The sequence below is a fragment of the Bacillus sp. Brlt_9 genome (assembly GCF_051948935.1).
Classification (GTDB): domain Bacteria; phylum Bacillota; class Bacilli; order Bacillales; family Bacillaceae_G; genus Bacillus_A.
The window spans coordinates 81,650-108,351 of record NZ_JAYJLO010000003.1; the positions used below are offsets into that span (position 1 = coordinate 81,650).

The 26,702-nt window shown below is 31.3% G+C and carries 40 protein-coding genes; 20 read left to right on the plus strand and 20 right to left on the minus strand.

Going from position 1 to position 26,702, the window contains the following annotated elements:
• The first annotated feature begins 35 nt into the window (after positions 1–35).
• The 15 genes from VF726_RS12680 (at position 36) to VF726_RS12750 (ending at position 9,303) form a co-directional block, all read left to right on the plus strand.
• Positions 36–221: a hypothetical protein gene (locus VF726_RS12680; protein WP_440168527.1), complete on the plus strand. Its 186-nt coding sequence runs from the start codon at positions 36–38 to the stop codon at positions 219–221.
• Positions 222–259: 38 nt separating this feature from the next.
• Complete coding sequence (locus VF726_RS12685) at positions 260–799, plus strand: hypothetical protein (protein WP_440168529.1); 540 nt, start codon at positions 260–262, stop codon at positions 797–799.
• Positions 800–839: 40 nt separating this feature from the next.
• Complete coding sequence (locus tag VF726_RS12690) at positions 840–1,064, plus strand: hypothetical protein (RefSeq protein ID WP_440168531.1); 225 nt, start codon at positions 840–842, stop codon at positions 1,062–1,064.
• Positions 1,065–1,239: 175 nt separating this feature from the next.
• Entirely contained in the window at positions 1,240–1,641 is a 402-nt protein-coding gene (locus VF726_RS12695) for a hypothetical protein (RefSeq protein WP_440168533.1), read from the plus strand.
• A 289-nt stretch (positions 1,642–1,930) separates the two neighbouring features.
• Complete coding sequence (locus tag VF726_RS12700) at positions 1,931–2,338, plus strand: hypothetical protein (RefSeq protein WP_440168535.1); 408 nt, start codon at positions 1,931–1,933, stop codon at positions 2,336–2,338.
• 394 nt (positions 2,339–2,732) lie between these two features.
• Positions 2,733–4,037 carry a DUF2341 domain-containing protein gene (locus VF726_RS12705; RefSeq protein WP_440168537.1) on the plus strand — a complete coding sequence of 435 codons (1,305 nt, stop codon included), beginning with the start codon at positions 2,733–2,735 and terminating at the stop codon, positions 4,035–4,037.
• 247 nt (positions 4,038–4,284) lie between these two features.
• Complete coding sequence (locus VF726_RS12710) at positions 4,285–4,686, plus strand: beta barrel domain-containing protein (protein WP_440168539.1); 402 nt, start codon at positions 4,285–4,287, stop codon at positions 4,684–4,686.
• Positions 4,687–4,739: 53 nt separating this feature from the next.
• Positions 4,740–4,919: a hypothetical protein gene (locus tag VF726_RS12715; RefSeq protein WP_088363005.1), complete on the plus strand. Its 180-nt coding sequence runs from the start codon at positions 4,740–4,742 to the stop codon at positions 4,917–4,919.
• 395 nt (positions 4,920–5,314) lie between these two features.
• The gene (locus tag VF726_RS12720; RefSeq protein WP_440168541.1) at positions 5,315–5,641 is read left to right on the plus strand and encodes a hypothetical protein; all 327 of its coding nucleotides are present in this window, start codon (positions 5,315–5,317) and stop codon (positions 5,639–5,641) included.
• A gap of 44 nt (positions 5,642–5,685) precedes the next feature.
• The gene (locus VF726_RS12725) at positions 5,686–6,033 is read left to right on the plus strand and encodes a hypothetical protein (RefSeq protein ID WP_440168543.1); all 348 of its coding nucleotides are present in this window, start codon (positions 5,686–5,688) and stop codon (positions 6,031–6,033) included.
• A 58-nt stretch (positions 6,034–6,091) separates the two neighbouring features.
• The gene (locus VF726_RS12730) at positions 6,092–6,511 is read left to right on the plus strand and encodes a hypothetical protein (protein ID WP_440168545.1); all 420 of its coding nucleotides are present in this window, start codon (positions 6,092–6,094) and stop codon (positions 6,509–6,511) included.
• A 54-nt stretch (positions 6,512–6,565) separates the two neighbouring features.
• A complete protein-coding gene (locus VF726_RS12735) occupies positions 6,566–7,000 on the plus strand; it encodes a hypothetical protein (protein ID WP_440168547.1) in 435 nt (144 codons plus the stop codon).
• A 27-nt stretch (positions 7,001–7,027) separates the two neighbouring features.
• The gene (locus VF726_RS12740) at positions 7,028–7,561 is read left to right on the plus strand and encodes a hypothetical protein (protein WP_440168549.1); all 534 of its coding nucleotides are present in this window, start codon (positions 7,028–7,030) and stop codon (positions 7,559–7,561) included.
• Between the two features lie 369 nt (positions 7,562–7,930).
• Positions 7,931–8,569 carry a hypothetical protein gene (locus VF726_RS12745; RefSeq protein WP_440168551.1) on the plus strand — a complete coding sequence of 213 codons (639 nt, stop codon included), beginning with the start codon at positions 7,931–7,933 and terminating at the stop codon, positions 8,567–8,569.
• Between the two features lie 74 nt (positions 8,570–8,643).
• A complete protein-coding gene (locus VF726_RS12750; protein ID WP_440168553.1) occupies positions 8,644–9,303 on the plus strand; it encodes a hypothetical protein in 660 nt (219 codons plus the stop codon).
• A gap of 653 nt (positions 9,304–9,956) precedes the next feature.
• Here VF726_RS12750 and VF726_RS12755 read toward each other — a convergent pair.
• Positions 9,957–10,421, minus strand: coding sequence for a hypothetical protein (locus VF726_RS12755; RefSeq protein WP_440168555.1), 465 nt, complete (start codon positions 10,419–10,421; stop codon positions 9,957–9,959).
• Positions 10,422–11,149: 728 nt separating this feature from the next.
• Between VF726_RS12755 and VF726_RS12760 the strand changes: the two genes are divergently transcribed.
• Positions 11,150–11,332 (plus strand): hypothetical protein, encoded by a 183-nt coding sequence (locus VF726_RS12760; protein ID WP_440168557.1) that lies wholly within the window; start codon positions 11,150–11,152, stop codon positions 11,330–11,332.
• Positions 11,333–11,523: 191 nt separating this feature from the next.
• Here VF726_RS12760 and VF726_RS12765 read toward each other — a convergent pair whose 3' ends face one another.
• The 3 genes from VF726_RS12765 to VF726_RS12775 form a co-directional block, all read right to left on the minus strand.
• Positions 11,524–11,991 (minus strand): hypothetical protein, encoded by a 468-nt coding sequence (locus tag VF726_RS12765; protein WP_440168559.1) that lies wholly within the window; start codon positions 11,989–11,991, stop codon positions 11,524–11,526.
• A gap of 502 nt (positions 11,992–12,493) precedes the next feature.
• Positions 12,494–12,691: a hypothetical protein gene (locus VF726_RS12770; protein WP_440168561.1), complete on the minus strand. Its 198-nt coding sequence runs from the start codon at positions 12,689–12,691 to the stop codon at positions 12,494–12,496.
• 204 nt (positions 12,692–12,895) lie between these two features.
• Positions 12,896–13,159 (minus strand): hypothetical protein, encoded by a 264-nt coding sequence (locus tag VF726_RS12775; RefSeq protein WP_440168563.1) that lies wholly within the window; start codon positions 13,157–13,159, stop codon positions 12,896–12,898.
• Positions 13,160–13,522: 363 nt separating this feature from the next.
• On the opposite strand from VF726_RS12775, the gene VF726_RS12780 reads away from it, so the two are divergent.
• Positions 13,523–13,891, plus strand: coding sequence for a hypothetical protein (locus VF726_RS12780; protein ID WP_440168565.1), 369 nt, complete (start codon positions 13,523–13,525; stop codon positions 13,889–13,891).
• A 164-nt stretch (positions 13,892–14,055) separates the two neighbouring features.
• Here the strand turns inward: VF726_RS12780 and VF726_RS12785 are convergent, their stop codons facing one another.
• The 12 genes from VF726_RS12785 to VF726_RS12840 form a co-directional block, all read right to left on the minus strand.
• The gene (locus VF726_RS12785) at positions 14,056–14,190 is read right to left on the minus strand and encodes a hypothetical protein (protein WP_440168567.1); all 135 of its coding nucleotides are present in this window, start codon (positions 14,188–14,190) and stop codon (positions 14,056–14,058) included.
• Between the two features lie 622 nt (positions 14,191–14,812).
• On the minus strand, positions 14,813–15,073 hold the full coding sequence (locus tag VF726_RS12790; RefSeq protein ID WP_440168569.1) for a hypothetical protein: 261 nt from the start codon (positions 15,071–15,073) through the stop codon (positions 14,813–14,815).
• 214 nt (positions 15,074–15,287) lie between these two features.
• Positions 15,288–15,857 carry a DUF6434 domain-containing protein gene (locus VF726_RS12795; protein WP_440168571.1) on the minus strand — a complete coding sequence of 190 codons (570 nt, stop codon included), beginning with the start codon at positions 15,855–15,857 and terminating at the stop codon, positions 15,288–15,290.
• Between the two features lie 253 nt (positions 15,858–16,110).
• Complete coding sequence (locus VF726_RS12800) at positions 16,111–16,302, minus strand: hypothetical protein (protein WP_440168573.1); 192 nt, start codon at positions 16,300–16,302, stop codon at positions 16,111–16,113.
• A 27-nt stretch (positions 16,303–16,329) separates the two neighbouring features.
• Entirely contained in the window at positions 16,330–16,863 is a 534-nt protein-coding gene (locus tag VF726_RS12805) for a hypothetical protein (RefSeq protein WP_440168575.1), read from the minus strand.
• Between the two features lie 154 nt (positions 16,864–17,017).
• Entirely contained in the window at positions 17,018–17,908 is an 891-nt protein-coding gene (locus VF726_RS12810; RefSeq protein WP_440168577.1) for a hypothetical protein, read from the minus strand.
• A gap of 60 nt (positions 17,909–17,968) precedes the next feature.
• Positions 17,969–18,919: a hypothetical protein gene (locus VF726_RS12815; RefSeq protein ID WP_440168579.1), complete on the minus strand. Its 951-nt coding sequence runs from the start codon at positions 18,917–18,919 to the stop codon at positions 17,969–17,971.
• 425 nt (positions 18,920–19,344) lie between these two features.
• Positions 19,345–19,827, minus strand: coding sequence for a CcdC protein domain-containing protein (locus tag VF726_RS12820; protein ID WP_440168581.1), 483 nt, complete (start codon positions 19,825–19,827; stop codon positions 19,345–19,347).
• 195 nt (positions 19,828–20,022) lie between these two features.
• Positions 20,023–20,676, minus strand: coding sequence for a DUF2306 domain-containing protein (locus VF726_RS12825; RefSeq protein WP_440168582.1), 654 nt, complete (start codon positions 20,674–20,676; stop codon positions 20,023–20,025).
• A 188-nt stretch (positions 20,677–20,864) separates the two neighbouring features.
• A complete protein-coding gene (locus tag VF726_RS12830; RefSeq protein WP_440168584.1) occupies positions 20,865–21,305 on the minus strand; it encodes a hypothetical protein in 441 nt (146 codons plus the stop codon).
• Positions 21,286–22,173 carry a hypothetical protein gene (locus tag VF726_RS12835; protein ID WP_440168586.1) on the minus strand — a complete coding sequence of 296 codons (888 nt, stop codon included), beginning with the start codon at positions 22,171–22,173 and terminating at the stop codon, positions 21,286–21,288. The genes VF726_RS12830 and VF726_RS12835 overlap by 20 nt, the downstream gene beginning before the upstream one ends.
• A 150-nt stretch (positions 22,174–22,323) precedes the next feature.
• Positions 22,324–23,208 (minus strand): hypothetical protein, encoded by an 885-nt coding sequence (locus VF726_RS12840; RefSeq protein ID WP_440168588.1) that lies wholly within the window; start codon positions 23,206–23,208, stop codon positions 22,324–22,326.
• A gap of 355 nt (positions 23,209–23,563) precedes the next feature.
• Here VF726_RS12840 and VF726_RS12845 point away from each other — a divergent pair, with 355 nt between their 5' ends.
• A complete protein-coding gene (locus VF726_RS12845) occupies positions 23,564–24,352 on the plus strand; it encodes a hypothetical protein (protein WP_440168590.1) in 789 nt (262 codons plus the stop codon).
• 43 nt (positions 24,353–24,395) lie between these two features.
• The gene (locus tag VF726_RS12850; protein WP_440168592.1) at positions 24,396–25,097 is read left to right on the plus strand and encodes a hypothetical protein; all 702 of its coding nucleotides are present in this window, start codon (positions 24,396–24,398) and stop codon (positions 25,095–25,097) included.
• Positions 25,098–25,215: 118 nt separating this feature from the next.
• Here VF726_RS12850 and VF726_RS12855 read toward each other — a convergent pair whose 3' ends face one another.
• From VF726_RS12855 to VF726_RS12865, 3 genes are all read right to left on the minus strand, one after another.
• Positions 25,216–25,494, minus strand: a complete 279-nt coding sequence (locus VF726_RS12855) for a hypothetical protein (RefSeq protein ID WP_440168594.1) — start codon at positions 25,492–25,494, stop codon at positions 25,216–25,218.
• 30 nt (positions 25,495–25,524) lie between these two features.
• A complete protein-coding gene (locus VF726_RS12860) occupies positions 25,525–25,698 on the minus strand; it encodes a hypothetical protein (RefSeq protein ID WP_440168596.1) in 174 nt (57 codons plus the stop codon).
• Between the two features lie 135 nt (positions 25,699–25,833).
• A complete protein-coding gene (locus VF726_RS12865; protein WP_440168598.1) occupies positions 25,834–26,010 on the minus strand; it encodes a hypothetical protein in 177 nt (58 codons plus the stop codon).
• Between the two features lie 101 nt (positions 26,011–26,111).
• Between VF726_RS12865 and VF726_RS12870 the strand changes: the two genes are divergently transcribed.
• Complete coding sequence (locus VF726_RS12870; RefSeq protein WP_440168600.1) at positions 26,112–26,369, plus strand: hypothetical protein; 258 nt, start codon at positions 26,112–26,114, stop codon at positions 26,367–26,369.
• Positions 26,370–26,482: 113 nt separating this feature from the next.
• Here the strand turns inward: VF726_RS12870 and VF726_RS12875 are convergent, their stop codons facing one another.
• A complete protein-coding gene (locus VF726_RS12875) occupies positions 26,483–26,692 on the minus strand; it encodes a hypothetical protein (RefSeq protein WP_440168602.1) in 210 nt (69 codons plus the stop codon).
• Positions 26,693–26,702: the final 10 nt, after the last annotated feature.

A 26,702-nucleotide genomic window follows, 5' to 3' on the forward strand; every position in this document is an offset into this window, starting at 1 on the left:
TTTAATTTATGTAGATAAGGAAGCTGATTGGTTAGATGACAAGAAAAAGATTTATAAAATTAGCGATGTATCAGGGGTGTAGTAAGAGGGTTGCTGTTTGGGCAGCAATTTACAGCAGAGTATATTATGGAAGTTATAAAGTTGCTTTAGAAGCATATAAAGGAAACATAGCTAACCGTTTTGATGAAGAATGTCTTCATTATAGATGGAGCTATACTTAAACACTATATGAATTTAGTGTAAAAGGAGAATAATACATATGTCTGAAATATATTTAAAGGAAACTCTAGGAGCTATAGATACATTTATAAAAATAGTTAATGATTTCGCTATTAAAGATGGAGATGGGAAAAAGATAGTGGAAACTACTTGGTTCTATCGAAAAGATGGTGATAACCTAATTGTTACCATTACTTCTAGGGGTGAGGAAATAAGGTTACTCTTAACAAATGAAGAATGGAATCTCCCTCAAGCTAGTATGCTAGGTAATTCTAAATTAGATGTTTTAGTGAACAATCTAATAGAGAAATGCAAAGGTACAAAAGGAATGGTTTATTTAACACCTTTTATGTATACGAGGAAATACCAACCAGATAAACCCTACCTAGTATATTCCGTTAATTGTGATAAACCAGAAGCCACTCGTGGTTATATGCAGGGACATTGGAGATGTACTCATTGTGACGAAGGTAATCATTTCAGGTTTTATGATGATTCTTATTACCCTAAATACGTAGCAAAATGTCCAAAATGCAACAAAGTATTTATTGCAAATGATGATAGTGTATATGATGAATAGTTAGTATTAATTTCATTATTACGTAAAAGTAGGTGATAAATTGGAAAGTAGAAAAGCACCAATAGAGAGATGTCCGCATTGCGATTCAGATTGCGGATACTACACGAAATTACAAATCTACGGTTCTTCTTTTAGTCGATATAATTTCGATGGAAGCGAAGGAGAAAACAGTGATTGCTATGATGGGTTAAATCATAAGGAAGGGAAAGTTGCTTACTGTATTGACTGTAATAAAAAATTATTTAAATTAAGTGAATTAGAATAGAAAAATATAAATTAGAAAAAGCGATATGTTTAATGCATATTGCTTTTTTTGTATGAGTTTACAGTTTATACGAGTTTTCCCCATAGTGGCCATAACTGGATATACTAAGAAAAATGAGCTTATACATAGTAAGCAAAGGAATAGAGTAGATAGATAACTAGGAGGAAATAAAACTATGAAAATATGTAGTATTGATGGATGCAAGGGTAAGGTAGCTGGTAGAGGGTTGTGTTGGAAGCATTACGCTCGTTCTCGTCGGCAAGGTAATACAGATGATCCTGAATATACAAACGCAGGTAAAACTTGTTTCTTAAAAGATTGTGATGAAAAAGCAATTGCAGGAGGTATGTGTAGAAAACATCGCTATAGACTATTAGAAAACGGAAATCCTCACAAATTGGAGCGAACACAAACAATTAAGGGTGATATATGTTTAGTACCGAGATGCGATAAAGAAGTTAAATCCGGAGTGTTCTGTCATAATCACTACAATAATTATCGTTATCATTTAAGTCGTAAAAATATAGAGACGATTCCAGAATACTTGGAGTTACTAAAACAGAATGGAAAGCAATAGTAAATAAAATGGCGTTATCGTCCATTTAAATAATTCTAATAATAAATAAATTTACTAAGAACTCACAATTTATGTGGGTTCTTTTTATATGCATTCTTATTTAGAAAAGAATTGCGACTATTTACAGAGAGTATTGTGATTATGCGAAAAAGAGACCTTCCAGGAGAAGTTGGAATAGAACGTTACAATTATTATACAAATTTTCACAAGTGCGTTCATTAATAGATATAATTTTAAAAATGTAAAAAACAAGGATTGTAATACTGACTATTAGGGGGATTCCATAACTATGAGAATATGTAGTATTGATGGGTGCAACGGTGAACATCAAGCTAAAGGACTTTGTATGAAGCATTATATGCGTATGCGCAACTACAAAAATACAGATGATCCTAAATTTATAAATTCAGGTAAAACCTGCACCGTTGATGGATGTGATAACAAAGCAGTTGCAACAGGTCTATGTGGTAAACATAGATGGAGAAAAATAAAATATGATGATCCTCTGTTCTTAATGAAAACAAATAAGAATCTAGGTGAACCTTGTCAAGTTCCAAACTGTGATAAACCGATTAAATGTGGAGTGCTTTGTAACAATCATTATTGTAACTATCGATATCATCTAAGACGGAAAAATGTAGAGAATATTACTGGATACCTAGACTTGCTGAAGCAGAAAGACAGTGGTAAAAAGTAAAATCTAAGTAGAAAAAGAAATCTGTCTGAAGGTCTGTTTTTGTGGCTAACTAGAATTAAATTTAAAAGATACTTATTCACTAAGTGTCTTTTTATTTGTTATCTGATTCAATTGAACAAAATGGATATGCCTTAAAAATGCTTGCTTACAAATGTCCTTGTTCTTTTGATAAAATTTTGTCATTTATTTAATTTAATAGAAGCTAGAAATAGACGCTAAATTAAAAAAGAGCCTATTTTTTTAATTTAGCTGATAACAAATGTTGCTGTTAAATCAAAAATCCATCGTATTTTGTATTTAGCTTCTAGACTTCATACGAAAAGGTAGTTTTTCGACAAAATACTACAAATCATATTAGAAATAGATATAAAGTCCTAAGCGTGGAGGTGATGAATTGATTAAACGTTTTATGAAAGATGAACAAGGTGGCTTAGTCGAATATCTTATTTTATTAGCTGCTATGGCAGTATGTTCTGTCTTAATTTTCCCTTCTTTGCGAAGCAATCTAGTCGAGTGGAATAATAATATGGTTTGTAATGTTACAAAATCAATAGGTGGCGGCGGTCAATGCGCGGATAAAACAGAAAATGGAGGAGATGACGGCTTTAATACGACCGACCCCAATAAACCCCCTGTTACTGGAGATAATAAACCTCCTACTACTGTAGACCCGCCTAAGGAAGAAACAAAACCTCCGGAGCCAATAAAACCACCTGAGGAAACGAAACCTCCTGTGAAAGAGAGTAAATATGTTGTGAAATATGATCGTACGATACCGTTCCGATATAGTAATGTAGTGACACACGAGGTAAAAATAGAATTAAATCCTTCTAATTTTGATTACAGCCTTTCAAAAAAAGAAGGTAAGGATATCAAATTTATAAAACCTGGTGGCCAAGTATTAAACTCATTCATTGAAAAATGGGATCCAAATGGAGAATCCACTGTTTGGGTAAAATCTGTAGGAACAGATACGAACCAACTGGAAATGGTTATTGACGATACTTATACGAGCGCGAACGATCCGAACAAAGTCTTTATTTTATATGAGACTTTTGATAAACCTCTAGATCCAAACTTATGGTATGTACCACCAGAGTATAAAGACAGGGTTGAAGTTGAAGATGGAGTATTATACTTAGATAGAGCAACTATTGGTATAAAGAAAGCGTTGTGGATGCGTTATGCAACAATTCAAGTAGACTTCATAAATAATCAGGGTGGAGAACCAGCAGAAGCTCTAATGATATCTAATAAATTACTTAAAGATGCATCAAAACCAGGATTGGAGTTACTCTCTATACATCCGGGTGACACCGTTGAATATGATGAATATCCATATCTTGAAATGATTGATCATACAGGCTCAAAAGACTCTCAAAAAGGAACAAAATATTACTCTCACGGTTATCAGTTCTCGATATATGATTTTGCAAAATACGATATATTTATTGACACTGATTGGAGTGAAGAGGATCACCATTGGTATGATTATGCTCGTGCAAAAGAAAGAGGTCAAACTGAATATATAGGTAATGATGTAATGAACGAGCTACCGAACAGAAACTATATCTGGTTAGGGTATTGGAGAGAAGATCCTAATGAATTGGAGTATTTAATAGATTCAGTGGCTACTTTTGATTCGATTATCATACACCAAGGAGAAGAACCTATTATTGGAACTGTAGAAAAACAATAACAACAAAATGTATAGAATACGATATTTCCAGGATAAATCTGTTTGATGGGTAATGTATACATATAGCCAAGACGGCGTGTTAAGCTATCGCAGCTTACTAAAAGTCCAAAACCACCTTATCAATATTGGTAAGGTGGTTTTGTTTCGTTTTGTGACCATCTATTTTAATTTTTTTCCATAAAATGTTGCTGCTGCACTAAAATAAATAAAATAAAGAGCAAACTATGCTTAGAAATGAGTGAATGAAATGAATGAGAAGAAAATGAATTTTCAAGTTGGTCAAGACGTATGGTATATATTGAGCGTTGTTAGAGGCACTCCATTAACAAAAGGGAAAATCACGAAAGTTGGGACAATCTATATAACTGTAGATGATTTATACAGATTTGAGATAGATAAGAAAAGAGAAGAATACAGAAATGATAATGGGATAATGTTTTTGAAACGAAGATACGCTGACGGTGACGGAAGAATGTATTTCTCTGAAGAAGCTTATCTTGATGAACAAACAGTAAGGAAAGAGTTATTTGAAATCAAAGAACTTGTGAATGGAATTAGTCCTTATTACATTACCAAAGAACAAACGAATCGCATATTAGAAATACTAAAAGAGACGAATTCGTTTAAAGTAAGGAATAGCCGTAAATGAGTAATAAACCAATATGTGATTGCGGAAATGATTTATGCTTGGTGAGATACCCTATGATAGAACTAGTTTATAAAATTACTAGTGAGGGGCAGCTTGCAAAACGAAAACCTAAATTAGAACGTACTGCTGGAGATGATACATTTATCCCGCGCTTAAAATGCTATGAATGTAAGAAACAATACTATTATCACATTCATAACAATATGATTATCCGAGGAGATAATTTAGAATGAATTGCCTTTATATGATCCAAATAAGGTACATTCAAAATAAATGAATACATAAAAGAAAAAATCCGTTTCAATATGATTCGGATTTTTTTAATGATTATTTATCTTGGATTCTTTATATGTATTTTCATTACTTAAAAAACGTTTTATTAGCACTATAACTAATATTACGGCACTCACAAATAGTCCTATACTAAAGTCCAACCAGAAAAGGAAACCGAGAATTGATTCTACAAAAATGATAAATATATACTCAAAAAGCATCTGAACCACCTCCGTATTTGAAGAAATGTGGCCAATTATCAAATAAGCTAATGCCTACATTTATATGTTTTTCCACATAAATGTCAATTGGTAGGTAATATATAAAAAACAAACAACTAACGGAGGGAATAGAAATGATAGCAGAACTTTTTGAAGTAAATAATGGTGGACTTAAGGGTGTTTATTTAAAGGTTGATAATGCAATTCATAGTCTTGATCAATTCGAACTAATGTATAAAGGATTACAAGCAGTGTATATCGGTATAGAGAATAGTGATTTTTACATCGAGCACAGAGCTGCAAATGATGAAACGTTACAGACTTTAATTGCTTTTGAGCAATTGGCGACTATATGGCGATTAAATGCAAATGGAATGAGTAATCAGGAGACACTTGAGCTAAAAGGTCAAAAAATTACTGAAACAATCGGTAAATTAAAAACTATTTATTCACAAGCTTGAAATGATAGGTAATAAAAAACGAACTACTAACGGAGGGAATAGAAATGATTGCAGAGCTTTTTGAAGTGAAAAATGGTGATAATAAGGGTGTTTATTTAAAGGTTGATAATACGATTCCTAGAGATGACCAATTTGACCTTATTCTTAATGGATTACAAGCAGGATATATCAATTCGAATAATGTAGGGTTTTATAAGAGGCACGGAGCAGCAAATAATAAGACACTTCAATCCTTAAATACATTTGAGCAGTTGGCTACTATATGGAGATTAAATTCATATGGAATTTGTAATGAAGAAACTCTTGCGTATAAAGGTCAAAAAATCACTGAAACAATCGCTAAATTAGAGAGTATCTATTTAAAATCTGTATTTACACCAGCAAATAATTAATGAATTTACATAGTACTAGATTATAAAAACAGAAACATATATGGAAGGATGAAATAGTATGAAGAAAACATTAACGACTAAAAAAGTGAAAACGATGGAGGAACTTGTTGATCAATATGAATATCGTAGTGAATATTTAGCTGCATATGTAGAGGAATTAAATGCTTACGCTGTTGCAATAGCCTTTGAAGCATCTCATAGTTGTTATGTAGGTCATTCTGCAATTAAAACTGGAGGAGCATTAAAGAATGTCCTTCAAAGAGGCGATAATGCTAATAAGGTGCAATATTATATTTATGTTGCCTATGAATCAAAAATTGAAACTTATGTATTATCAGGAGATATGTTTGATTTATTTGGTTCTTGTAATACTTTTGATTTTAATAATGAAACAGTTGAATCTGTATACATTAAAGACGAAGTACTGTATGAAGCTGAACGCTTTGTTCAATCGCAAGTGGCTTCTTGTGCATTGTAATCATAAAAAATATACCGGTATTACAAAATACTAACTTAAGAGGAGCAAGTAAAGATGGAAGTTGTCATTGAAAAAGATTTCGAACTTAAGATGTTAGATGTAGAAGAAAATGGAGGTTTGGTTTCTGGTGTTATTCATTCTATTCAAATGTCTGATTTTGAGGACTTAGAAACAGAAGGGGAAATCGCCGAAGCAGGAACGCTAGTTTTTTCTTTAGAAGGCAGCGAGACATACCAAGAATACCCTTTAACAATTTGGGGAGATGGCTGTTCGGAAGCTTATCTATGTTTTCCAACTATGTTAGAAGAGAATGAAGATGATCAGTATGAGGATGATGAGGAGGGAGACAATCAAATTATCACCCTTACTGAATTAATGATAGGGGAAAAACTACAAGAAATGCTGGAATTGCTAGACAGTAAAATAATTCTTTCAGAGAATGAGCAACAACAGAAAAAAGCTATTAAGTCTGTTTTGAGAAAGATATAAATATTGTAATAGGAAGGAAAGAAACTAATGAAGAATTCTTTAACTGTAATTAAGGTAGAAACACTTGAGGAACTTGTTGACCGTTACGAAAATGGTAGTAAATTCGTAGCAGCCTATGTAGAAGAGTTAAATGGCTATGCAATTGCTGTTGCCTATGAATCAAAATATACCAGTAAACAGGGAGAATCAGTAACAAAAACAGATAAGTCACTAAAAAATATCATTAGCAGAATAGGAAAAGAAAATCGTTTTGCAATGTCTAATGCCTATACATCTTCACACACGGAATATTCGGGAATATCAGCTGCCAAAAAAGGTGGTACACTAAAAAGTATTATTAGCAGATGTAATGGTTCTAATAGAGTTGACTATCATATCTATTTAGTACATAAAAAGCAAATTGAACTCTTTTGGTTAGGTGGAGACATTTGGGATTCGTTTGGTTATTGCTATACCTTAAATCTAACGGATAAAACCATTAATAAAATGAGCTTAACTGATAAAGAACTTGTTAGCGCAGAAGATTATGTTAAAACTAAAGTAATCGCCTGTACGTTATAAATAAGTGTTATATAAAATAAAAATTAAAACCATTTCTTATAGAGATGGTTTTTTATTATTTACAAGTTTCGTATAAATGTGTTTTTAGTTGTTAATAAGTGGCCATTATAAAGACTTGAATGAATTTCAATAAAAACATACAAAAAAACGGCTCCCATATAGGAAGCCTCCAAACGAATTAAAACAAGAAACAGACCATCTAAACATAGCACTTTATGAATATAAAGTCAATAATCTGTATATATTAACATAACAATTATTGATAATAGATGAATATACTAATACGTAAATTACTCAACTAATTGAAGGGATTAAAGACTAAATCATAAAAAGAACTATATTCTAATTGATAGCAAGGAGAGGGAGATATTGAATCCTACATTAATATCGTATACATATAATGCTCGGATGAAGTCTTTAAATATGAAGATTTCTGTTGAACATAGCAAGTATGGAACTGTTTTATGCCAGTATCGCATAAAAAATAAACCAAATATGCATATACATTTAATTCGTTTTTATACGGAAGATAAAATGCTATCCATTGAAGAGTATGAAGAGTTGCTATTGGAACTTAGAGCAGATCAGGATCTACTTGAAGCAGTGAAAGAGTTGGGTAAAGACATAATCCATAATGAATCTATTGAAAATGGTGAAGCAAAACTTATAGAAGCTGGATCACTAAGTGAACTATCTTTACAGTATGTTGTAATTCGATATGCAAATTCTCGAAAAATAAAAAAAATCACTAGGACTGGTACGGAATTTGATTGTTTAGAAGAAACTAATAGACAAGAACATTCTTTGTCCATAATTGTTAAGTATAAAGAATTAAAAGAAGAATATTTAATGCTTGTTTCTTATGATAATGAACAAGGATATAGGATAGAAATACCTATGAATGAAAAAGAAAACAGAGGTAAATTAAATATCCAACCTTACTTTGATGAACGTGCTCGTAAAGGATTAATAAAAAAAATGTATGAAAAAGTTAATTTCTTACCATAGCGTAAAAAGAACAAATAAAAATACAAATGATTAATTTTATTGATTAAAACCAATAGAGATAGGGGAGAGAAGCATTGAAACTTGATATTAAAACCACTCCATATACATATGACAGAAAGAAATCAGCTCTTAATATTAAGTTACTATTAGAACATTCTAAGTACGATTCCGTCTTATGTCATTTTTATGTAACAACTAATAAAGAAATTGATGTTGAATTGGTACGTGCTAATGTAGTAAATACAGTAATACCGTATGAAGAACATCAGGAATTACTAAAAGAAATTAAAAATGATGAAGAACTTATTGCAGCAGTAAAGGATTTTAGTGCCCATACGATAGCCTTTGAAGAAATTGAAGTAGTTGGCATTCCAGACAAACAAATAGAAACAAAAAACAAGCAGAAACTAACTCTAGAGTATGTGAACATATTAGAGGCTAAATCATATTCTATAGAAGAAACGAAAAGAACAGGGCCTAAATTAAGTAATGTTGTTGTAGAAAAAGTAATTAAGCACAATTTCTTAACTTCAGTCAAATTCAACGAAATTAATTACGAATACAAGATAACAGTAATTTTCAATAGTTCGACAGGGTACTCATTTAAAATCTACAAGAAGCAGAATAGAAAAAAACCTTATATGATACTAGATGACGAATTAAAAATATTCATTGTTAGACGTATCCAAAAGCAAATTAAATATTCTCATACAAGCTTAGATTACGCTATATGATAATTATATAATATAAAACAAATTTTTCCGTCAAACTTAAGGTATTAAATAGAATCCAACATTCGTCATTAAGTACAGTTCAATGACAATTGTTGGATTTTTTAAATGACGTAGGAAACAGTGTTATACAAGAGAAAAACTAGGTTATAGCAAAACAGTATGACACAGAAAAACGATACCTGGATAAAGGAATGAATTTCAATTGTAGGTTGTGTAAAACATAAAAAAACGTTTTAAATAATAGCAATCAGAATCGTGATAAAACTTTGTAATAGTTGTGGGATTACATTTAAGGAGAACGAAATATCTAATGATCAAATCAAAATAAAATATAAAACAAAAAATCCGTTTCAATTTAGATACGGATTTTAAATTTCAAAAACAACAAAGATAATTTATTATCAAACTCAAAAATAGCTAAAAACCCTTTATTTTCAACGTGTTTGGCATTCCAGATAATATAGAATTATCTGGAATTATATACATAAATCTCAAATTGAAGAGTATACTTGTGATATTGAGATATAAAATGAAACAAAAAAACCAATTAAAAAATCAGTTTTTAAGTTTTGTTATTTTATGTACTTGTTAGTCTCTTTTAAATATATTCGATGTTCATAAAAATAAAATCAACATTGGCCCATCAATTAAGGTTACTCGAAACGTATTGCAAGTAACGCGAAACACATTAACAATCTACTAAGTAAGCATAATTTATTCTCATTCTTTAAAGCTGTTAATGTTGCTATAAGTTCTTTTTTCGAAATCTCTTTCGGATCTATGTAAAAACTTCCTAATTCCGCATCTACAATTGCATAATATTCTGTTTGTATTCTATACAGCTTTAATGAGCATCTTTCACCAGCTGTTTCATACATAAATTCGCCTATTGATTGAATAATATTTACATCTCTTTCAGACCAAGTATCACCAGTATCTGATTGTAAAACTTTTTTAGTACCAACTGGATGAACTTGCTGAACAATAGTATGGACCTCTCTCCCCTTTTGACAACAATTCAAATACTCTTTAACCACGTTTTGTGACCAGATATGTAATTGTATTTCCCTAATCGAGTCCGAAAATAATTCTCTTAAACTGTCTAAAATGTAACTCAAATCTCTTTTCCTCCGATAGTAGCGATTAAATATTACTTATTGTTATATTTTTTTACCAATAAGATTTTGATGTCCATTCTACCGAATACCCTGTGTCTCTTTTTCCATTCATTTTTATATTTAGTAATCTGTTCCATAAATATATTAAAAAACCCGTCGTCTTCACATACGTCGGGAGCCTTAACAGTTATTACTCTAAGGTGCTTTAGCGAACTATAGTTACAAAATGGTAACTAAGATATAGAATACTATATTATCTCATAATTTGTAAATATCTATTTACTGAAATGTAAAAATGCATATCTTGAAATAAAGATATAACTTAAATTCCCCTCCCCTATTTAGCTTATTTTGTTCCGAATTTAATAAAAAACACGACGTAATAGTATGCGTCAGGTAATATCTTTGTTATTACGGCCCGTTATTTTAATACAGAACATAAGTGTCATAGCTTATTATCCGTTACGAGTACATAGCACTATGTTATTTATACCCTGTAAACTAGAAACAACAGTATTACTCACTTTTCCCTATTGTGATAAAATCTTATATTTGGTATAATTTACTTGTTAACTATGTGTAGAGTATTGAGTATCTAGAAGTAGATTGCCCTCCGGTTTATACTGGGGGGTGTTTTATTGTGTTTTGGATTATACTCAGTAATCCTCGCTGCTGCTTACTATGGTAATAATAGCAAGGCAAAATATATGTATGTGGTGTGATAATTAATGAAAACGTTCAAAAAGACTATTATTTCATTGGCAGTTGTATCTTTAACAGCATTAAGTCTATTTGGTGCTTACAAGCTATTATTTGTTGAAAATAACGAAGAAAACTTACTAGTATTTACCCTTACAGTCTCTATGTTATTGATTTCTTTTATTATGTGGAATGATGCATTTAAAAAATGATATTCCTGTAATGAGATTTCAGATCTAGTAGAGCGCTTATATTTTGCAATGCTTCACTATGTTTTATATAATGTTTGTATCCTAAAGCAGTTAAGTTTGTTACGAAGAAAAACCGTTCTTATGCTCTAATGAGTAAAGAACGGTTTTTCTTTATAAACTATTTGTCCTTGATTAATCCTAAAAAACATTGGTTAATGTTTTTCCCTTTTTATGAAGAACAACATCAGCCTTGCATACATTCTCCCTAAGAAACCCATTCTTTTTTCTTTTTTAGCCATATCTAGCATTAATAAAATGTCTTCTTTACTAAGATCGTCTGGTCTTATGTAAAAGCTTCTAATGTCCGCTCTTATAAGGACTATATATGAATCTTCATATTCATAGAGAATAAGTTCACATTGGTCACCTTTTGTAGTACAATCTAATTTCCCTTTTTCTATAACGTCTGCTATTTTTTCTTCGGTCCAGCCGTTTGTTATACTGGAATCTGTAAGTTTTATTTCGCCTAAAGGATGAACTTTCTGAATGATAATATGAAAATTCCCTGGAGTATAACCCTCAAATAAGTCGTCTAATATAGTATCGGCCCAATCTACAAGATCGACTTCTCTTTTTATCTCTGACAATACATCTGTGGTGGTTTCTAAAAATAAACCCATTCTAACACCCCTATACACATTTATGATTGGAATCTATTGCTCTATGTTATGTAGAACGCATTTATAAGTATTGGTTGAGGATCGTTTAGTATGAATATGATTTTCTTAATAACTTTAATACTCTTATATGTACTTGAAATCCTTCTACTGAACTAACTTGTATGTAAATAATGATACAATATATAAATGGACTTGCAAGCTCTTCAACTTACTCTATATCATAAATGCTAATGGAATTCCGTTTAACAAGGTAGTGTATATGAATATTGAAATACGCTTTATAATATGTTAATATAATATTAGTTAAGGTTAATCAAAACGCTCCTATTAAATTAGTGGATTTGCTGCTGATCACAGTAAATGTGTTTTGTAATTGGATAACATAGTTAAAACACCCTACTTCGTACGTTGTAGGGTGTTTTTCTTTACTATTTTGTACTCTAGTACTAGTAAGTATCTATATATTTTTCAAGGTCATAAATATGGATAAGTATACTAAGTACTAATTTTCTAGTGAATTAATTACGAACTCTCTTAGATCAAGTGGACTACGTTCTAGTTCATTCGCTAAAACGTCTACTTCACTTCCTGTTGCATTCTCTAGGTTGCGACTCACAAAATCCCATAACTCGGTCGGATCTTTTAATAAATCATCTACTAATTCATCTATTTCTTCTTCAGTCATTTCTTTTTTAGTCATTTCGTCTTCCTCCTAGTAACCTTTGTTTATTTCACCATCTATATTTTAATATAAATTTTTATAAATAGGTGATAATTTATTCACAAAGGGACTATTTACTATATAACTTGTCGAATTAGATCTTTATAATTAGCTGATATCCATACATAGATAGTGTTAATTATTAAAGTTTAAATTGGAAAACGTAGTTATAACATCTTGAACTTAATCAAATAAATCTTCTTTGGTGAAATAACCTTTTCGTAATCCTATTTTCACTTCATTTATAATTTCTTCTTTTGTTAAAACTAGTTCTTTCCCGTTCTTTATAAATTTCACACCGTCATTTACAAGTCCTGCAATTGTATCACCGCTTAATACTACGCACCCCCAGCCTTCTCCGGAACTTCCTAAAACAAATTTGTGATTAAGCCTCTCAGGAGTCTCCAATAGGGCGATACCTAAAGGATTTAATTTATCTTCTGCCAACAAGATCACCTCGTTCTTTAAAAACATACATAAAAAGGGGTTGGACGCATCCTTCCCCTTCAAGTGAAGTCCGAAGACTGTCACCGCGATTCATTTTATTAATTAGTTATATTTGATAAGATACCTAGAGAATTTAATGAATTATAAGTAGCTTTATTAATTATGTTTCCATAAATAATAGAGGTAGTACCTTGTTTTTGTCTAAAGACTACATATAATATAAATGACAGAACCTAGCACGCCTCTTAACAATGCGGACCCTGCTAGGTCTTTTTTGCGTTGTTTTCGCAAAAAAATAGTTGCTGTTTGAGAGATAATATATAATATAGAAAGTACAACCAACCAGAACTGTGGGTGAATAAAATGGATTCCTATCCATCTGAACTTGATTTCATATCTTTATTTGAGTGTTTGCCAAGAAAAAAAGATGAAAAAGAATTATTCGAATACGATGAAACTACTTTTGTATTTCACATTAATAACAAGGCTTTTGAAGTAATGGTCTCTCCTTTTTACCATAGATTTTCACTTCAAGTAAGAACCATAGAAGATAATGAAACCATTGGTTATTACGACTTTAATACTGTTGATAGGATTGAGATAATTTCAAACGACAAAAACGATTCTTCTCTCCACTTATTACTGGGAAATGACCGTGACCGTTTTTTAACGCTTGTTGAAATCACATTTAAACCAAAGTTTAAGATAATTATGAAAGAATTGTTTCGCTAAAAACAATTTTTTCATATATAAGCAACAACATTTAAGAAAAGAGCCTTGTTTTTAACAAAAAAGCTTATCAATTCTAAGAGTTGATAAGCTTTTTATATTTTAATTTGTTCTATAATGTTTTTTTCAATCATTTCGTGAGACTTGCTACTATATACTTAAAGAGCTCATTTTGTATATTCTTCTGCTGGGTGAACTGTTTGATTAAATTTCTTCTTATATAGCAAATCGTATAGAGAGAAATATGCAATAGGTCCAACGATCATAAGTAGAATAACTAATACAAGGTGAATAATGAACAAAGGGGTATGCCTCCTTTTATTTTTAATAGAAACGAGTTGAATTGTAATATGTTGAAATTCCTGAAATTATTTTTTACTTCTGGTGTAATTATTTTTTCTCTACTTAACTTATTCGGGGCAATATGGATAAGTTTTGTTGAAAACAATCTAATTACATTGAAGTTGTATTCGTTATCTGTGTTTATTTTGTTTTTCCTTTTTGTGATATGGATGAGATTGTTCCCTTATGACGAAAACAAGGAAAAAGATAAATCAAATCTATTCTCGCGGTAAATTCGTACAAAAAAGCATTCAATAAAATGCTACATATTCCTATATGTAATTCATACTGCTTATGTTTTAATTATATGTAATTGCAATTAATAGCGGAAAATAAAAAAGTGAAGCAAGATATTATAGAATATCGCTTCACTTTTTTATTTTAAGGTACATTTTGTTTTAAAGAAAACGAAAAGCACCCTGTTCGCGGAAAAGTCGGGCGGTTCTCACTCGAAAAAAGTAATTTAATTTCAACTTCAACTTGATCTACGCCTACTACCTCTCACAGTAGTGACATAAATACTCAAGACAGAAATTTCTCAGGCTTCTGTTTTTTTATTTTATGTTTAAATCTTAAAACCTTCTACGCATTTTTCATTTTGTTTTCAATAATATATATTTCGTTAGCAACGTTTTTATCGTTTAAAAGCTTAATTAATTGTGGCATTTTTCCAGTCAATGAATGCTTATTGTTTTTGATTTCGTCGTAAACAGTCATTTTAAACTCTGTTTTTGAACTCTTTTTCACTTTCGTATAACCATCGGATGTCTCCCAAAATATATCAGTTCCATTATTAACTAGTTTGATTGCTTCTGCTGTAGAAACCTTTACTGTATTATTCATCTGTTCATTCCTCTCATAGCTAGGCTATTCATCATTCCGTAAGCAGTTTCTTTTAAATACATATTAATTTTATCATAATGGTATCGATTTAATGAAAAAAAGACCTAGCTGGTCCGCATTGTTAAGTGGCGTGCTAGGTTCGCGTGAATAGATTATATCTATAAATACTTAAAAAACCAATAGAAAGTAGTTTTATTTTAAACTAGTTAAATGACTAAATTTCAGGTATATACTTGTTACTTCCAGGAAGCCTCTTAATCTTATTCCAAGCTTCAATTGCTTCTGTACGACTCTTCCCTTTATTTTTTGAATCAGAAAAATAGTCACGAATGAACTGATTATATTCAAACTGAGGAGAAATTTTTTTCTGATATGATGGATCTTTCTTGAGTTTTTCTTCTTCATTCCAAGCATTTACAACATCACGATACGTTTTTCCTATATTGTTTTTAAAGTAGTTTTGGATATAGGTAGAAAAATGAAACTTTGGAATTACTGTCTTAAAAAAGACTCTCACTTCTTGACTACAACGATGATTTTCTGAAATGACGGTATCAAGACTGAGTTCGCAGTTAGTTCTAGGTTTTTTATTAGCCTTTGAATTTCTTTGTGGTTTTTTTATCTCTCCTGTCCTAAGAAATGTTTCAATTCTATCTGATATCTCTATCTTAGAGCCTGACGCGCTAATTCCATTATCTCTACAAAATGATTGCAATTCTTCTTTTAACCAATAATAATCTTTAAAATCCTCAATACTAATTTCTTTTGTAAGAATGGGTCTCATTTATAACACCTCCATATATAATGCATCCACATTATAGAACGTTTGTTCTTAATAATCAATTTTTATTAAATCAAAGAGAAAAAAACTTTATGAAAACAATCTTAAAAAATATAGATTGTCTTTAGTGAATAGGAAATTGTGTAGCGAGATACCTGGCTAAAACTAATACTTGTAAACAACTAAAATAGCCACCTCATAAAGGTGACTATACTCGTTCTTCAGGTACTTCTATACATTACTTCTGGTTTCTAAGTTATTTCTCTTCACGTTTATATCTTATTGTTTTGATTGAATAGACAATAAGATGTAAAGTAGTTGCTGCAAAGAATACTGTGGTTAATTTCAAAAGGAATGAGAAAAAAGCTCTATCTGAAATCGAATGAGCAACAAGTACAATACAAAGTATTAAAGCCCAAATAATGAATAGCATTATAGTTTTTGCCAATTTAATTGCTCCTTACAACTGGATTTTTTAGGGTTTATGTATTATGTGGGTTGCTGAACTTTCCACATCAGGATACCATCCGATTGCAAGGTAAAGAAAGAATTTATCATTCTTAAGTACAAGATCAGCTTGTCCACGAGTACGTTTACCTTGTATAGAATCCATACTATATCCTGTAACCACAAATGGAATTTCTATACGACCCTCAACTGTACTTAAAGAAATGTACTCTAGTCCTTTAACAGACATAATACGCTTATCATACAGAATGGATCCATCGAGGTTAAACTCAAATATTTCTTGCTGGTATAGTTCACCTCTTTTGTATACTTCACAAACTTTAGCGATAGCACGAATGACCAAATGAGATGATAGTGTAGGGAATTCCTTTCGAATATTGTGGTAACAGATTTTCTGAAGTTTTACTTTCGAGAAACATTTATGATCATAAGCTATTCGGCTGATTTTATTACACGCAATATGAAACTGATTTATTGTGTTCTTTAAGATTATGGATTGTTCGTTTGTAGGTAATAATTGAATATTAGTAACAGCTAGCATATGTATCACATCCTTCTATATAGTGAAATCTGGTATTGAATGATTTGTTCAATAGAAATATATCATATATTGAACGATTTATTCAATACATAAATAAAAAGACAGTATACAAACTGTCTTTTTATTTCATATGAATTTATATTTTGCTTTGCTTCTATACAAGTTGAACAATTGGCTTTCTTCTATAATAGATAACCTCATCCACACCATTACTTACCTCAAATGAATAGCTGAAAAATTCTTCAGCAGCTATTGGTTCAAACCCAATCTCAATTTGCTTATAAAATTCACTTTCATTTGAAAATAATAGTGATTCCAAATCGATTAATGACATTGATACATTTCTACTCATTTCATTTAAAAAGGATTCCATTACTTCTTCTGTTATACCAAAACGCATTAACATTACTCGGTGCAGTTTCGGGTATTTTAATTGTACCTTTTTAAATGTGTCGAATGCAAAAATCAATGTCAGTTTTGCAATATACTCTTTAATAAATAATAGCGCTTTAGTCGTGACCTCTCCGTCATAGAAAGTTCTTGTTTCATCTAAGCTTGCTACGATAGAAGCGGCTCTTATTCGCCAACTTTTCCCTCTAAGTTCCCACTTTACTTGGATCTGAAAGTCCTCTTCAAAAATATAAAGCCAGTTCCTCCCTGAATCCATAATATGTGTAAACGAGGCGCTTATCGATTGTAGAAACTCATTAAGTTGCTCAGCATATTCATACATCTTTTCTTTACTAAGCTCTTTTCTAAGTACTTCAGCATCTTTAAATGTATATGGGGTAATGCCAAAAAAGAGCATCACAAGCTCAGGATGAAAGTCTAGTTCAGTATTTTGAATACATTTTAAACCTAAATATGTATAACGCCATTGTTCATTTGGCTGCATCCAAACTCCTCGAAAACATAGCATATTGTATCTGGGAAGGAAATCATAGACAACTTTTTGTTGTGCGTTTAGTATTTTTTTAGTATCGGGATCATAAGAGAAATCCTCATTTGTTTCTTGCTTTAATTTTTGAAAGAAATCTGTAAACATTTGTTATCTCCTTAAGTCTAATTTGCAGCCTACATACAACTTGTATTCACTTGAATAAGCTCACTTTTTACTTTTAACAAACTGGTAAATTGAATCCTTATCTTTTTTAAAGTATATACGTTTCTGTGTTCCGCCTTTTGTAATAAAGTCATACGTCTCATACGTATCTGACATTTGTATTGGGGAAAATAATGAAATGTATAGACTCTGTGGTGTTAAAAATTGAGTATTAGAATTAGCAATCTCCAATTCTAACTCTAATGGTGTTAGTGCAGTTTTTCTCTCAATAATATTAAGAAACTTCTCGTGTTCCTTATCAATCAAATAAAATTTCTTACTAAGGAGTGAGCATAAACTTGGGTATTTTAGGTTAAATGTGTTTGTTTCTGCCTGGAATATATAGATCAATTCCATCTTATTTATAAAATCATCTAATATATTTTTTAAGTTTAACAACAAATTATCTTTTGAAATATCTACTTCTGTGTAATAATCTTGTCTTGTTGTATACATATGAAAGCTCCAGCCCCCATCATCATTTATCGACCATCTCATTTTTAGTGAAAATGAATCTAAAACTATATATGCTGTGGCGAAAGGTCCCACTAAGTAGCATTCATAATGGGTTTCCAAGAAAATTAGTAGTTCATTTAATTCATCCACAAATCCCCTTAATACTATTGGTGAATGTTTACTTATTAAGTCATTGGTTTCATTTAAATAGACTGATATTGGCTGGGTGTAAAATAAAAAGTTTGAAGCGTCATTGTAAGTAGCGGCTAAGTATATATACTCCCACCTTCTTCTTTTTAACAGTGTGTACGCACAAATAAAATAACTATCTGCTTCAGCTCCGATACAGTCAAAGATAACAAATTCATCTTCATCTATAATTTGCATATTCCGTTCGTAAAACCGATGTGGTCTTCCTGTTTTATCATTTATGTACCTAATGAATTTATTAATATATTCATTCGTTCCATTTGATTCTTCAACATAATTAGTAGTCATTATTTCCTCCGTCAACAAAAACACAAGCATTCTTTTAAATCTCCTGTATATTCGCTTATGATAATAACCATTATACGGGCCTCATTTTTAAAGTGGAAAAAACATTATTATGGCTTCATAAAAAATTTATTTTCTTTTACATTGAATTAAACGAAATCATAGTACATAATATATTCACCAGAACTTGTCACGCTTAAGTCATTGACTGCGCATTATGACAAGTCTTTTTTCTTCGTTCTTTTGTATTGATTAGCTGCGCACTTGGTGTGTACAGGACTAATAAGGACTAGTAATCAATACTAAGAAAAAAAGACCGTATCGGTTTCATTACCGTGCGGTCTTTTTTATTTTCCGGTAGTATAAGTTGAAAAATATGATTTTCTTATCGACACAAACTTCATCTTCAATTCCACGTTTAATTCATACTACACTCGTATAGAAAGCTCTTTTTTTTGCTCCAAAACCTTTCTGAATTTTATATAACAAGCGATACGCCACGGAACGATATAACAAATTATAAAGGTGAAAAGTAACATACTAAGTGTTCCTGAATCTACTGTAGTAATGTCTTGTCGCATAAAATAACGTAAAAGGATCATTACGATAAAAGCCACAACAAATTTCCAGCTTTTTACCGCGTATATGTTACCATCCTCTCTTATTTCGTAATCTGTCAAAATTATAATAACTACAGAGAAAGCAAGTCCTAAGACAAAAGTTATGCATAATTCTAAGGGCGTTGGGTGGCCGAATCGACTGAAAAATTGAAAACCCACCGCTAAGTATATAAGTGGCAGGAAAATTCGAATCCCTCTTCCCTTGATCGGTTTATACATTGAAATAACTCTACGTAGTAAAATGAGTGCACCGATAAATAAAAATAAATAAGGTGGTAATACAGTTTGCATAAACTAAAAGCCCCCTTTTAATATTTTTATATCCAGTATCTAACTTTCTCCCACTTCTATTGAAGAATAACTTCTTAAATTCATAATGTAAGGAGATTGTGTAATAGAATAATGATTTAATGGTGTTCAATAAAGAGAAACTTAATAGCCATTATAGATGCATTATTCTGTTCTCAACAATATTTCATATTCGCATTAATAGTGTATATCTTGTTTTATCAAGGGTTTTCCTTTGTTAGTTCTTCGTCTTAAATATAATTCTGCAATGATTAAATTCGGTACCCACGCTAACCAAGAAATAACGGCATAACAGCGTTCGAAATGCTCTATACCGAATAACACAATAAATAAAGGTAACCAAATTCTTAGTGTAACCGCACCAAAGGTTAAAGAATAATTTCTGATCATCCAATTTCGATGGTCCTGAATTTTTTTATTCTTAACTGTCATTAGTGCTTGATATGCTGTTACTAGCCATAGTGAGGAAAGTAGACCGAAACCCAGCTTTGCTACCAATCCACCTGTAGCGAAAAAGGCTAAGTATAGACCTGAAATACCCCCTAATAATATTCCAACCAGATAAATTCTTCCTATTAGTCGATGACGGTTTATATTCTTTTCTCTAAATTTTTCGGATAATGAAAATGGACCTATTACTAATGCTAATATACTTGTTGTAATATGTACGAATAACATAATGTACCAAAACGTACTTAATTTAGATACAGACATAAGCTTCATTTTGACGAGTCCTGTTTGAAGGCCATCCAAAATGAAATATTGTATAACAACATATCCAGCTACCAAAATTGCTAAAAAAGTAATTACAAACCATATCTTCCTATTCAACTTCTACTACCTCCTTTTACATTTGATAAACAGCTTTATTACCTAGTAATTAAAATTCTATAAATCCCAATATTATCCTTTTTATCTTTAGTATTATCGTTCGTCAATTTATAACTAAACCACTTCTATTAGCAAAATAAAAAAGCCACCAATACTGGTGACTAGTTCTTAAGATATAGAGTTTCTTATTAAAGTGCTTGCTTTTCTTCTGGTTCAGGACGGTTTTCATTAAGGAATCCAACAATATCGTAATGCAATTTGCTAGGGATTTTGTGCTCCTCTAGTAGTTCTCTCCAGTTTGAATATGGTGATACAGATTCATCAGATGGATTTTTTCTACCTATTGCAATCTCGTGTGGATCTGCGTAGATGCGTACACCATTTATTGTTTTGTAAAAATAAGCTTTTAATAACGCGTCACTACAGCAACTACATCCAAAACGTAGTTCTACACTGTCTACTTCAGAATTGATCTCGGATGCCACATAATACTTAAGTAATGAGCTGCTATGAACTTCTTTTAGTGATGGGTATACGTTAGCGAGCTCCTGAATTTTCTTTAAGTCCTTAATCTTTTTTTCTAAGTTTTCTATTTGCATTTGCATATTATCATAGATTGTTTGCGCCATTTCTAATACCTTCCTTATCTATCCTTTTAAAGTATATTCTTCTGTTACTACCTACACAAATACGAGAAGGGAAATCATAATGATGAACACCGTTTCCACCTATTTTATAAGTTGAAAAGACAATACTCTGAAGTCTATGTTTTTTTCTTCCGCCTGTTAATTCATATTCTAGTTCGGCAGCTGATAAGCCGGTATGAATTTCAACTTCTTTTGCAAGTGGTTCTGCCTCTTCAATTGGTAATTCCAAGCGTTTTCCGAAGTAAGCAATAAGCTGCGGATACTTTACAGGGAAAATAGACGTTGTATCAAATGTACTTGTCAAAACATAGGTATTAATGTGATGTTGCATCTCATTAGCAACCTCTAATATGAGTTGTCCGTGCGGTATCTTTTTATATTCTTTTACTGTATTTGCAGCATTTGAAATTCGAAGTAGCCAATTTGTTTCTGTGCTTCTTAGATGAACTTGGAATGATAATTCATCCGAAATAATTCGCGCTTTATTACCACGCTCAACCAGATTGTAAACGTAGTTACTGTCTAGAAACGTTAAATAATGATCATATTCTTCAGCAATTTTCTGCAATATAATTTCATCCGAATTATCACTCATAGTTCGTGTCCCTGTAAATGACTTTAGAGGACCGCAGTTAATTTTAATTGGTTCGTTTTTAAGAGCAATAAACATACCATAAATATAATTCCATCTATCTCTTTTACTTGGCCATCTTCCGATAAACTCAATTCTATTATCTTCCGGTGAGTAATGATAGACTGGTCGTTTTTCTGAATTTAAGATCGTATTCGTAATGTAGGAGAATTCCGAATCAAAATATTCATTTAAAAGCTTTAGTATTTTCTCTTTCATTATTTCCTCCGTTTAACACAACTAACGAAAAACACTAACTGTTGGTCCATCTTATAATAATGACTTATATGGATTGCTCTAAGCTAGTAGGAATCCATATAAAGGTTTCTGCTTCGTTGTATTTCATTTTAAATTTTTACTTTCTGCTTTTCATACAGTGGTAACGTTATTTCTCATTTCCTGGTTCACCGCTTTTTTAAAGTAAATTCTTCTATTTTCTCCTGTTAAAATAGAAGAAGGAAATTCATAATAATGAGCACCTTTTCCACCTATTGTATAGGATTGAAGATGTATGCTTTGAAGTCTTAGTTTTTTTCTACTTGCTGATAGTTCATATTCTAGTTCACCAGCAGATATTCCGGTATGTTTTTCAATTTCTTTGGCAAGTGATTCTGCTTCAATAAGCGGTAACTTCAATCGTTTTTCAAAATATTCGCTAAGATACGGAAACTTAATGGGGAAAATAGGAGCTGCATCAAAGGTATGAGTTAAGATCTTGGTGTTAATGTGTTCTTCAATCATTCTAACAGTCTCTTCAATTAACTTTCCGTGAGGTACTTTTTTCGTTTTCATAGTTCCCTTGGTAATGCCAAGAAGCCAGTTCTTTCCGTTTGTTCTTAGATGGACTTGAAATGATAAATCGTTCGTCATTATATACGCTTTGTTTCCTTGTTGTACTAAATTGTATACGTAGTTGTCATCAAGAAATTTTAAGTATAGATCATACTCAGTTGCGTATTTTAAAAGTAGTTCTGTATCGATTTCTTCATCCTTGCCAAATATTCCTATGAACGGCGATAATTGGCCATCGTGTACTTTTATAGACTCATTTCTAAGAGCAATAAATAAGCCATAAATATAATTCCACTTTTCTCTTTTTCTATCCGTTGGTCCTCTTCCAATAAATCGAATTTCGTTTTGCTCAAATGAGTAATGAAAAACTGGGCGATTACTCGGATTGTATATTGTGTTTTCTTCATAAAAAAAGTCTGTATCAAAGTATTCATTTAATAACCTTAGTACCTTCTCTTTCATCGTTCCCTCCATTTAATTCCGTTTCAAAACTCAAACGAATTAGTATTCTAATATATTCGATAACCAGCTATATGATAAAAATCGCGGGTTTTTACAAACAAAACATTATTTTAAAATAATAATTTATAAAACAATACGTAACAGACGCTTAAAATCTCCTCCATCACAATGTTTAGAACAAGTGTTCTTACTTGTTTCTATTGTACAATAAGGCGCTTCTGCTTTGCAAACAAACAGCCACCTCCAATCATAACACTATGGTTTTTTTTATTTTTTTCATCCAAAGACATAAAAATGACTAGAATTAAAAACAGAAAACAGTGTGATAAAAAACAATTAACGGAGGAATTTTACTATGTTTAAATTTAATGAAGATATGACTCATCTTGGACAAGGATTAAAAAGCGAAGCTGAATTACGAATGGCTATTAGAGCAAGCGCAAAAGAAATTCAAAAGTATCTAAATAGAATTGGTGAATTAGAAGGAAAACCAGACGTAGCATTTGTAAATCCATTAGGAACGGTTACCGTTTTATATAACAAAAATACAAATGATCCCCAGATACTTTTCCAATTTCAAAATACTTTTGGAGAAACATACGATCTTGCTTTAATCAAATTTGATTTTCAAAACAAGTATCTTATAGTGAAACTTTGGGAACAGGGTACTGATAAAGATAACGAAAATTTTATTGATGATTACAGATGGAATACAGAACCATTGAAGGTAGAGAATGTCGATAACAAAGACTACGTCAATATTTTCAAAGATGAATTAACTTCTATGTATGATTCATTAGAAAGTTTATCGGTAATTGAATTACGTGAGGTGCGTGTTAAACAAGCTCAATTAGAATTGGCGATAACTAAAAAAATGCATCGTATGGTATCGTCCTCTCTATTTGTTGAAACTCCATTAGGAACTTTAAGTGCTATTTATGAGCCGAACGATATGCCTGATCCATACCTCAACGTAATGTTTAAAAGTCACGGTGGAGATTATGAAAATGTAATCGATATTGAGTATGACACAAAGGAAAATTCGATTAAGGTACATAGCAAGGATATTCTTCAAGATGAATGGTCAACATACAGATTTGATAAAAACCCTTTAATTGACGCATTTTCAATCGCTCACAATTAAACAAAATATAATATAAAAATAAAAATTTACGGAGGAAAATATTATGACTAAGAACAAGGAAACTAAAATGACTTTAGAGGAAGTATATGCTACTTTGGAAAAACACCAACTATTCGGGATTAGTAATTTTATTGAGCAACAACAAAAGGAAATTAGAAAACTAAGTAGTGAGGTTGCTGTTAAAGATTCATTTGTTGTGAGTTTTAGACAAAAAAATATCAAACTAGAGAACGATAATGATGTCCTTAAAGAGCAAGTAGCTACTTTAAAGGAACAACAAAGTGTTTCTGTTCCTACACCTCTCGGTACTATTGTTGCATTAGAGTACGGTGATCCTAACTATCCAGGAGTATATATTGCTGTTCGTGATAAAGATGGATATAGTGAGAATGCTACTCTTGTAGAATATAGACGTAAGGAAAATGCTTTACACGTTGTGAACTGGACACAAGAACAAGAGGATTATATTAGTTCATTGAAATGGAATGAAGACTCTTTGACATCAGATAAAACTGAGGAACAAGTTAACCAATATGAACTTGGGAAAGTATTATATCGTGATTGGAAGCAAGGAGAAAGCGAAAAAAGTTATACGATTGTCCGAAATCTTGGAAAAGAAAACGTCAATGTAGAATTATTGAAACAAGGTTTTATTGAGGAACGAGCAAAGAGCGTTCAAGATGAAGAAGCAGAAGAATGTTTTTACGCAGCTATGGATGAAGTGGGTACTGATCACTGGAAATAATAACTACGTAAAGGAATTTAAAAGCTAAATAAATATAAAAAAGAGGAGTTCTATACCCCTCTTTTTCTTTTTCATATTTCATAGCACATACTAATAATTAATCGCTAAAGTATAGCTCTTATACACCGAATAAGACGGCCCCTCCTACCATCCATATGATAGGAACAAATAATAAAATAGAATTTAATATAAATCCAAGTTTCGACCATTTGTTTTTTTCTAACTTAAAATCAGCATACGCTAAAATAATTCCAATTGGACAAAAAACCAAAGGTAAAAACAAAGGCATTCCTTGAATTGAAGTTGGGATGAGTTCAAATACAAAATTAACAATAAGTAAACTTGAGACTACTGCTATTGCTATTGATAATGCTGTTCTTATTAACTTTATTTTCACGATTCCACTTCCCTTATATATAGAAAACTGCTAAACTTTTAACTTTTCACTTGTATTTGCTATTACTACTTTATTAAAACCTGGTGTATTTATAATGCAGTATAACTCTGCTATGGTAATACCCATAATTTTGCAAGTTTGCTTATATGTAAGCCCCTGATTAAGTAATTCTTGTACCATATTGTATCTACCTTTTAGGCTCAAGTTTATCCCCCCTACTATTTTTTTATGATTTATAGAGTTGCTCTTATCTAAATATCGCCGATCCATTAGAAATAAGAGTTCCTACCCTTCTGCTATTGTTTCTCAATTAAACTTACCCTTCTCGATTTTGGAATATTAATCCTGCTTTTCCTTTATAATAAATATCTTCCGTTCATCATTTGATAATTGAAGTGGTTCGATATTATGCTGCTTGCAGTAATAATACAACTCAGCCATATTATAATTCGGAATATCATTCGGCTGTGGAATAGCAAAGATACCATCCTCAGGCTCTATATCTTTTGTTTTCAATACGTTTCCCTCCCTCTATTTTTTATCATAAAAAACTGTTTTTTTCTTTATAATCGGCAATTTAGAATATAGTAAGAAAAAAGCAACGGAGTGAATTAATTATGGAAACATCCAATCAATTATTTTTATTAGTATCTAGCTTAATTAGAAAATTCAAATCTTCTATAGGAGGTACTAATGAACCGGAATTACCACTAGAAAAAACAACAAGATCCATTGTTGAAAGTATGGCTGAAATTGAGGAAGACTATGATATCTGCACTGATTGCAATTCTAGTATCATCCCGATTAACGATGAACATCCTGAACACGGATACACTTGTAAATGTGGTAAGATACACTGGCCAGAAGACAATTAAATTTTAAAAACCTCTCATCTAAATATAAGAGGTTTTTTTATTTCCTAACAACTAGATAAATTTCCATAGTAACGACTGTTACCTTTTTTTGCGATTGTTGCTATTTTATTAAACTACCAACCAAAGAAAGACCAAATATAGCTTCTTATACCGAACAGATTGGTGAGGAGTATAAGCATTATACTTGTCATACCTACAATAATATTTTGAAGCGTATCCGGAAATCCTAAAATATCAGCTATACCATACGGGTTTATGATGCCAATTAAAAACGAAACAATAATAACCCCAAAATAAATCGTCCCTAAATCAGAAGCTGTCACTATACCCCTC

What these genes read in the sequence shown, in the direction of transcription:
- VF726_RS12770 (WP_440168561.1), bottom strand. Translation starts at nt 12,691, where the DNA reads ATGACTAAAAAAGAAATGACTGAAGAAGAAATAGATGAATTAGTAGAT.
- VF726_RS12760 (WP_440168557.1), top strand. Translation starts at nt 11,150, where the DNA reads ATGAAAACGTTCAAAAAGACTATTATTTCATTGGCAGTTGTATCTTTA.
- VF726_RS12830 (WP_440168584.1), bottom strand. Translation starts at nt 21,305, where the DNA reads ATGGCGCAAACAATCTATGATAATATGCAAATGCAAATAGAAAACTTA.
- VF726_RS12835 (WP_440168586.1), bottom strand. Translation starts at nt 22,173, where the DNA reads ATGAAAGAGAAAATACTAAAGCTTTTAAATGAATATTTTGATTCGGAA.
- VF726_RS12765 (WP_440168559.1), bottom strand. Translation starts at nt 11,991, where the DNA reads ATGGGTTTATTTTTAGAAACCACCACAGATGTATTGTCAGAGATAAAA.
- VF726_RS12790 (WP_440168569.1), bottom strand. Translation starts at nt 15,073, where the DNA reads ATGAATAATACAGTAAAGGTTTCTACAGCAGAAGCAATCAAACTAGTT.
- VF726_RS12850 (WP_440168592.1), top strand. Translation starts at nt 24,396, where the DNA reads ATGACTAAGAACAAGGAAACTAAAATGACTTTAGAGGAAGTATATGCT.
- VF726_RS12735 (WP_440168547.1), top strand. Translation starts at nt 6,566, where the DNA reads ATGGAAGTTGTCATTGAAAAAGATTTCGAACTTAAGATGTTAGATGTA.
- VF726_RS12820 (WP_440168581.1), bottom strand. Translation starts at nt 19,827, where the DNA reads ATGCAAACTGTATTACCACCTTATTTATTTTTATTTATCGGTGCACTC.
- VF726_RS12805 (WP_440168575.1), bottom strand. Translation starts at nt 16,863, where the DNA reads ATGCTAGCTGTTACTAATATTCAATTATTACCTACAAACGAACAATCC.
- VF726_RS12730 (WP_440168545.1), top strand. Translation starts at nt 6,092, where the DNA reads ATGAAGAAAACATTAACGACTAAAAAAGTGAAAACGATGGAGGAACTT.
- VF726_RS12710 (WP_440168539.1), top strand. Translation starts at nt 4,285, where the DNA reads ATGAATGAGAAGAAAATGAATTTTCAAGTTGGTCAAGACGTATGGTAT.
- VF726_RS12715 (WP_088363005.1), top strand. Translation starts at nt 4,740, where the DNA reads ATGATAGAACTAGTTTATAAAATTACTAGTGAGGGGCAGCTTGCAAAA.
- VF726_RS12725 (WP_440168543.1), top strand. Translation starts at nt 5,686, where the DNA reads ATGATTGCAGAGCTTTTTGAAGTGAAAAATGGTGATAATAAGGGTGTT.
- VF726_RS12685 (WP_440168529.1), top strand. Translation starts at nt 260, where the DNA reads ATGTCTGAAATATATTTAAAGGAAACTCTAGGAGCTATAGATACATTT.
- VF726_RS12810 (WP_440168577.1), bottom strand. Translation starts at nt 17,908, where the DNA reads ATGTTTACAGATTTCTTTCAAAAATTAAAGCAAGAAACAAATGAGGAT.
- VF726_RS12680 (WP_440168527.1), top strand. Translation starts at nt 36, where the DNA reads ATGACAAGAAAAAGATTTATAAAATTAGCGATGTATCAGGGGTGTAGT.
- VF726_RS12845 (WP_440168590.1), top strand. Translation starts at nt 23,564, where the DNA reads ATGTTTAAATTTAATGAAGATATGACTCATCTTGGACAAGGATTAAAA.
- VF726_RS12795 (WP_440168571.1), bottom strand. Translation starts at nt 15,857, where the DNA reads ATGAGACCCATTCTTACAAAAGAAATTAGTATTGAGGATTTTAAAGAT.
- VF726_RS12695 (WP_440168533.1), top strand. Translation starts at nt 1,240, where the DNA reads ATGAAAATATGTAGTATTGATGGATGCAAGGGTAAGGTAGCTGGTAGA.
- VF726_RS12840 (WP_440168588.1), bottom strand. Translation starts at nt 23,208, where the DNA reads ATGAAAGAGAAGGTACTAAGGTTATTAAATGAATACTTTGATACAGAC.
- VF726_RS12780 (WP_440168565.1), top strand. Translation starts at nt 13,523, where the DNA reads ATGGATTCCTATCCATCTGAACTTGATTTCATATCTTTATTTGAGTGT.
- VF726_RS12720 (WP_440168541.1), top strand. Translation starts at nt 5,315, where the DNA reads ATGATAGCAGAACTTTTTGAAGTAAATAATGGTGGACTTAAGGGTGTT.
- VF726_RS12700 (WP_440168535.1), top strand. Translation starts at nt 1,931, where the DNA reads ATGAGAATATGTAGTATTGATGGGTGCAACGGTGAACATCAAGCTAAA.
- VF726_RS12815 (WP_440168579.1), bottom strand. Translation starts at nt 18,919, where the DNA reads ATGACTACTAATTATGTTGAAGAATCAAATGGAACGAATGAATATATT.
- VF726_RS12740 (WP_440168549.1), top strand. Translation starts at nt 7,028, where the DNA reads ATGAAGAATTCTTTAACTGTAATTAAGGTAGAAACACTTGAGGAACTT.
- VF726_RS12870 (WP_440168600.1), top strand. Translation starts at nt 26,112, where the DNA reads ATGGAAACATCCAATCAATTATTTTTATTAGTATCTAGCTTAATTAGA.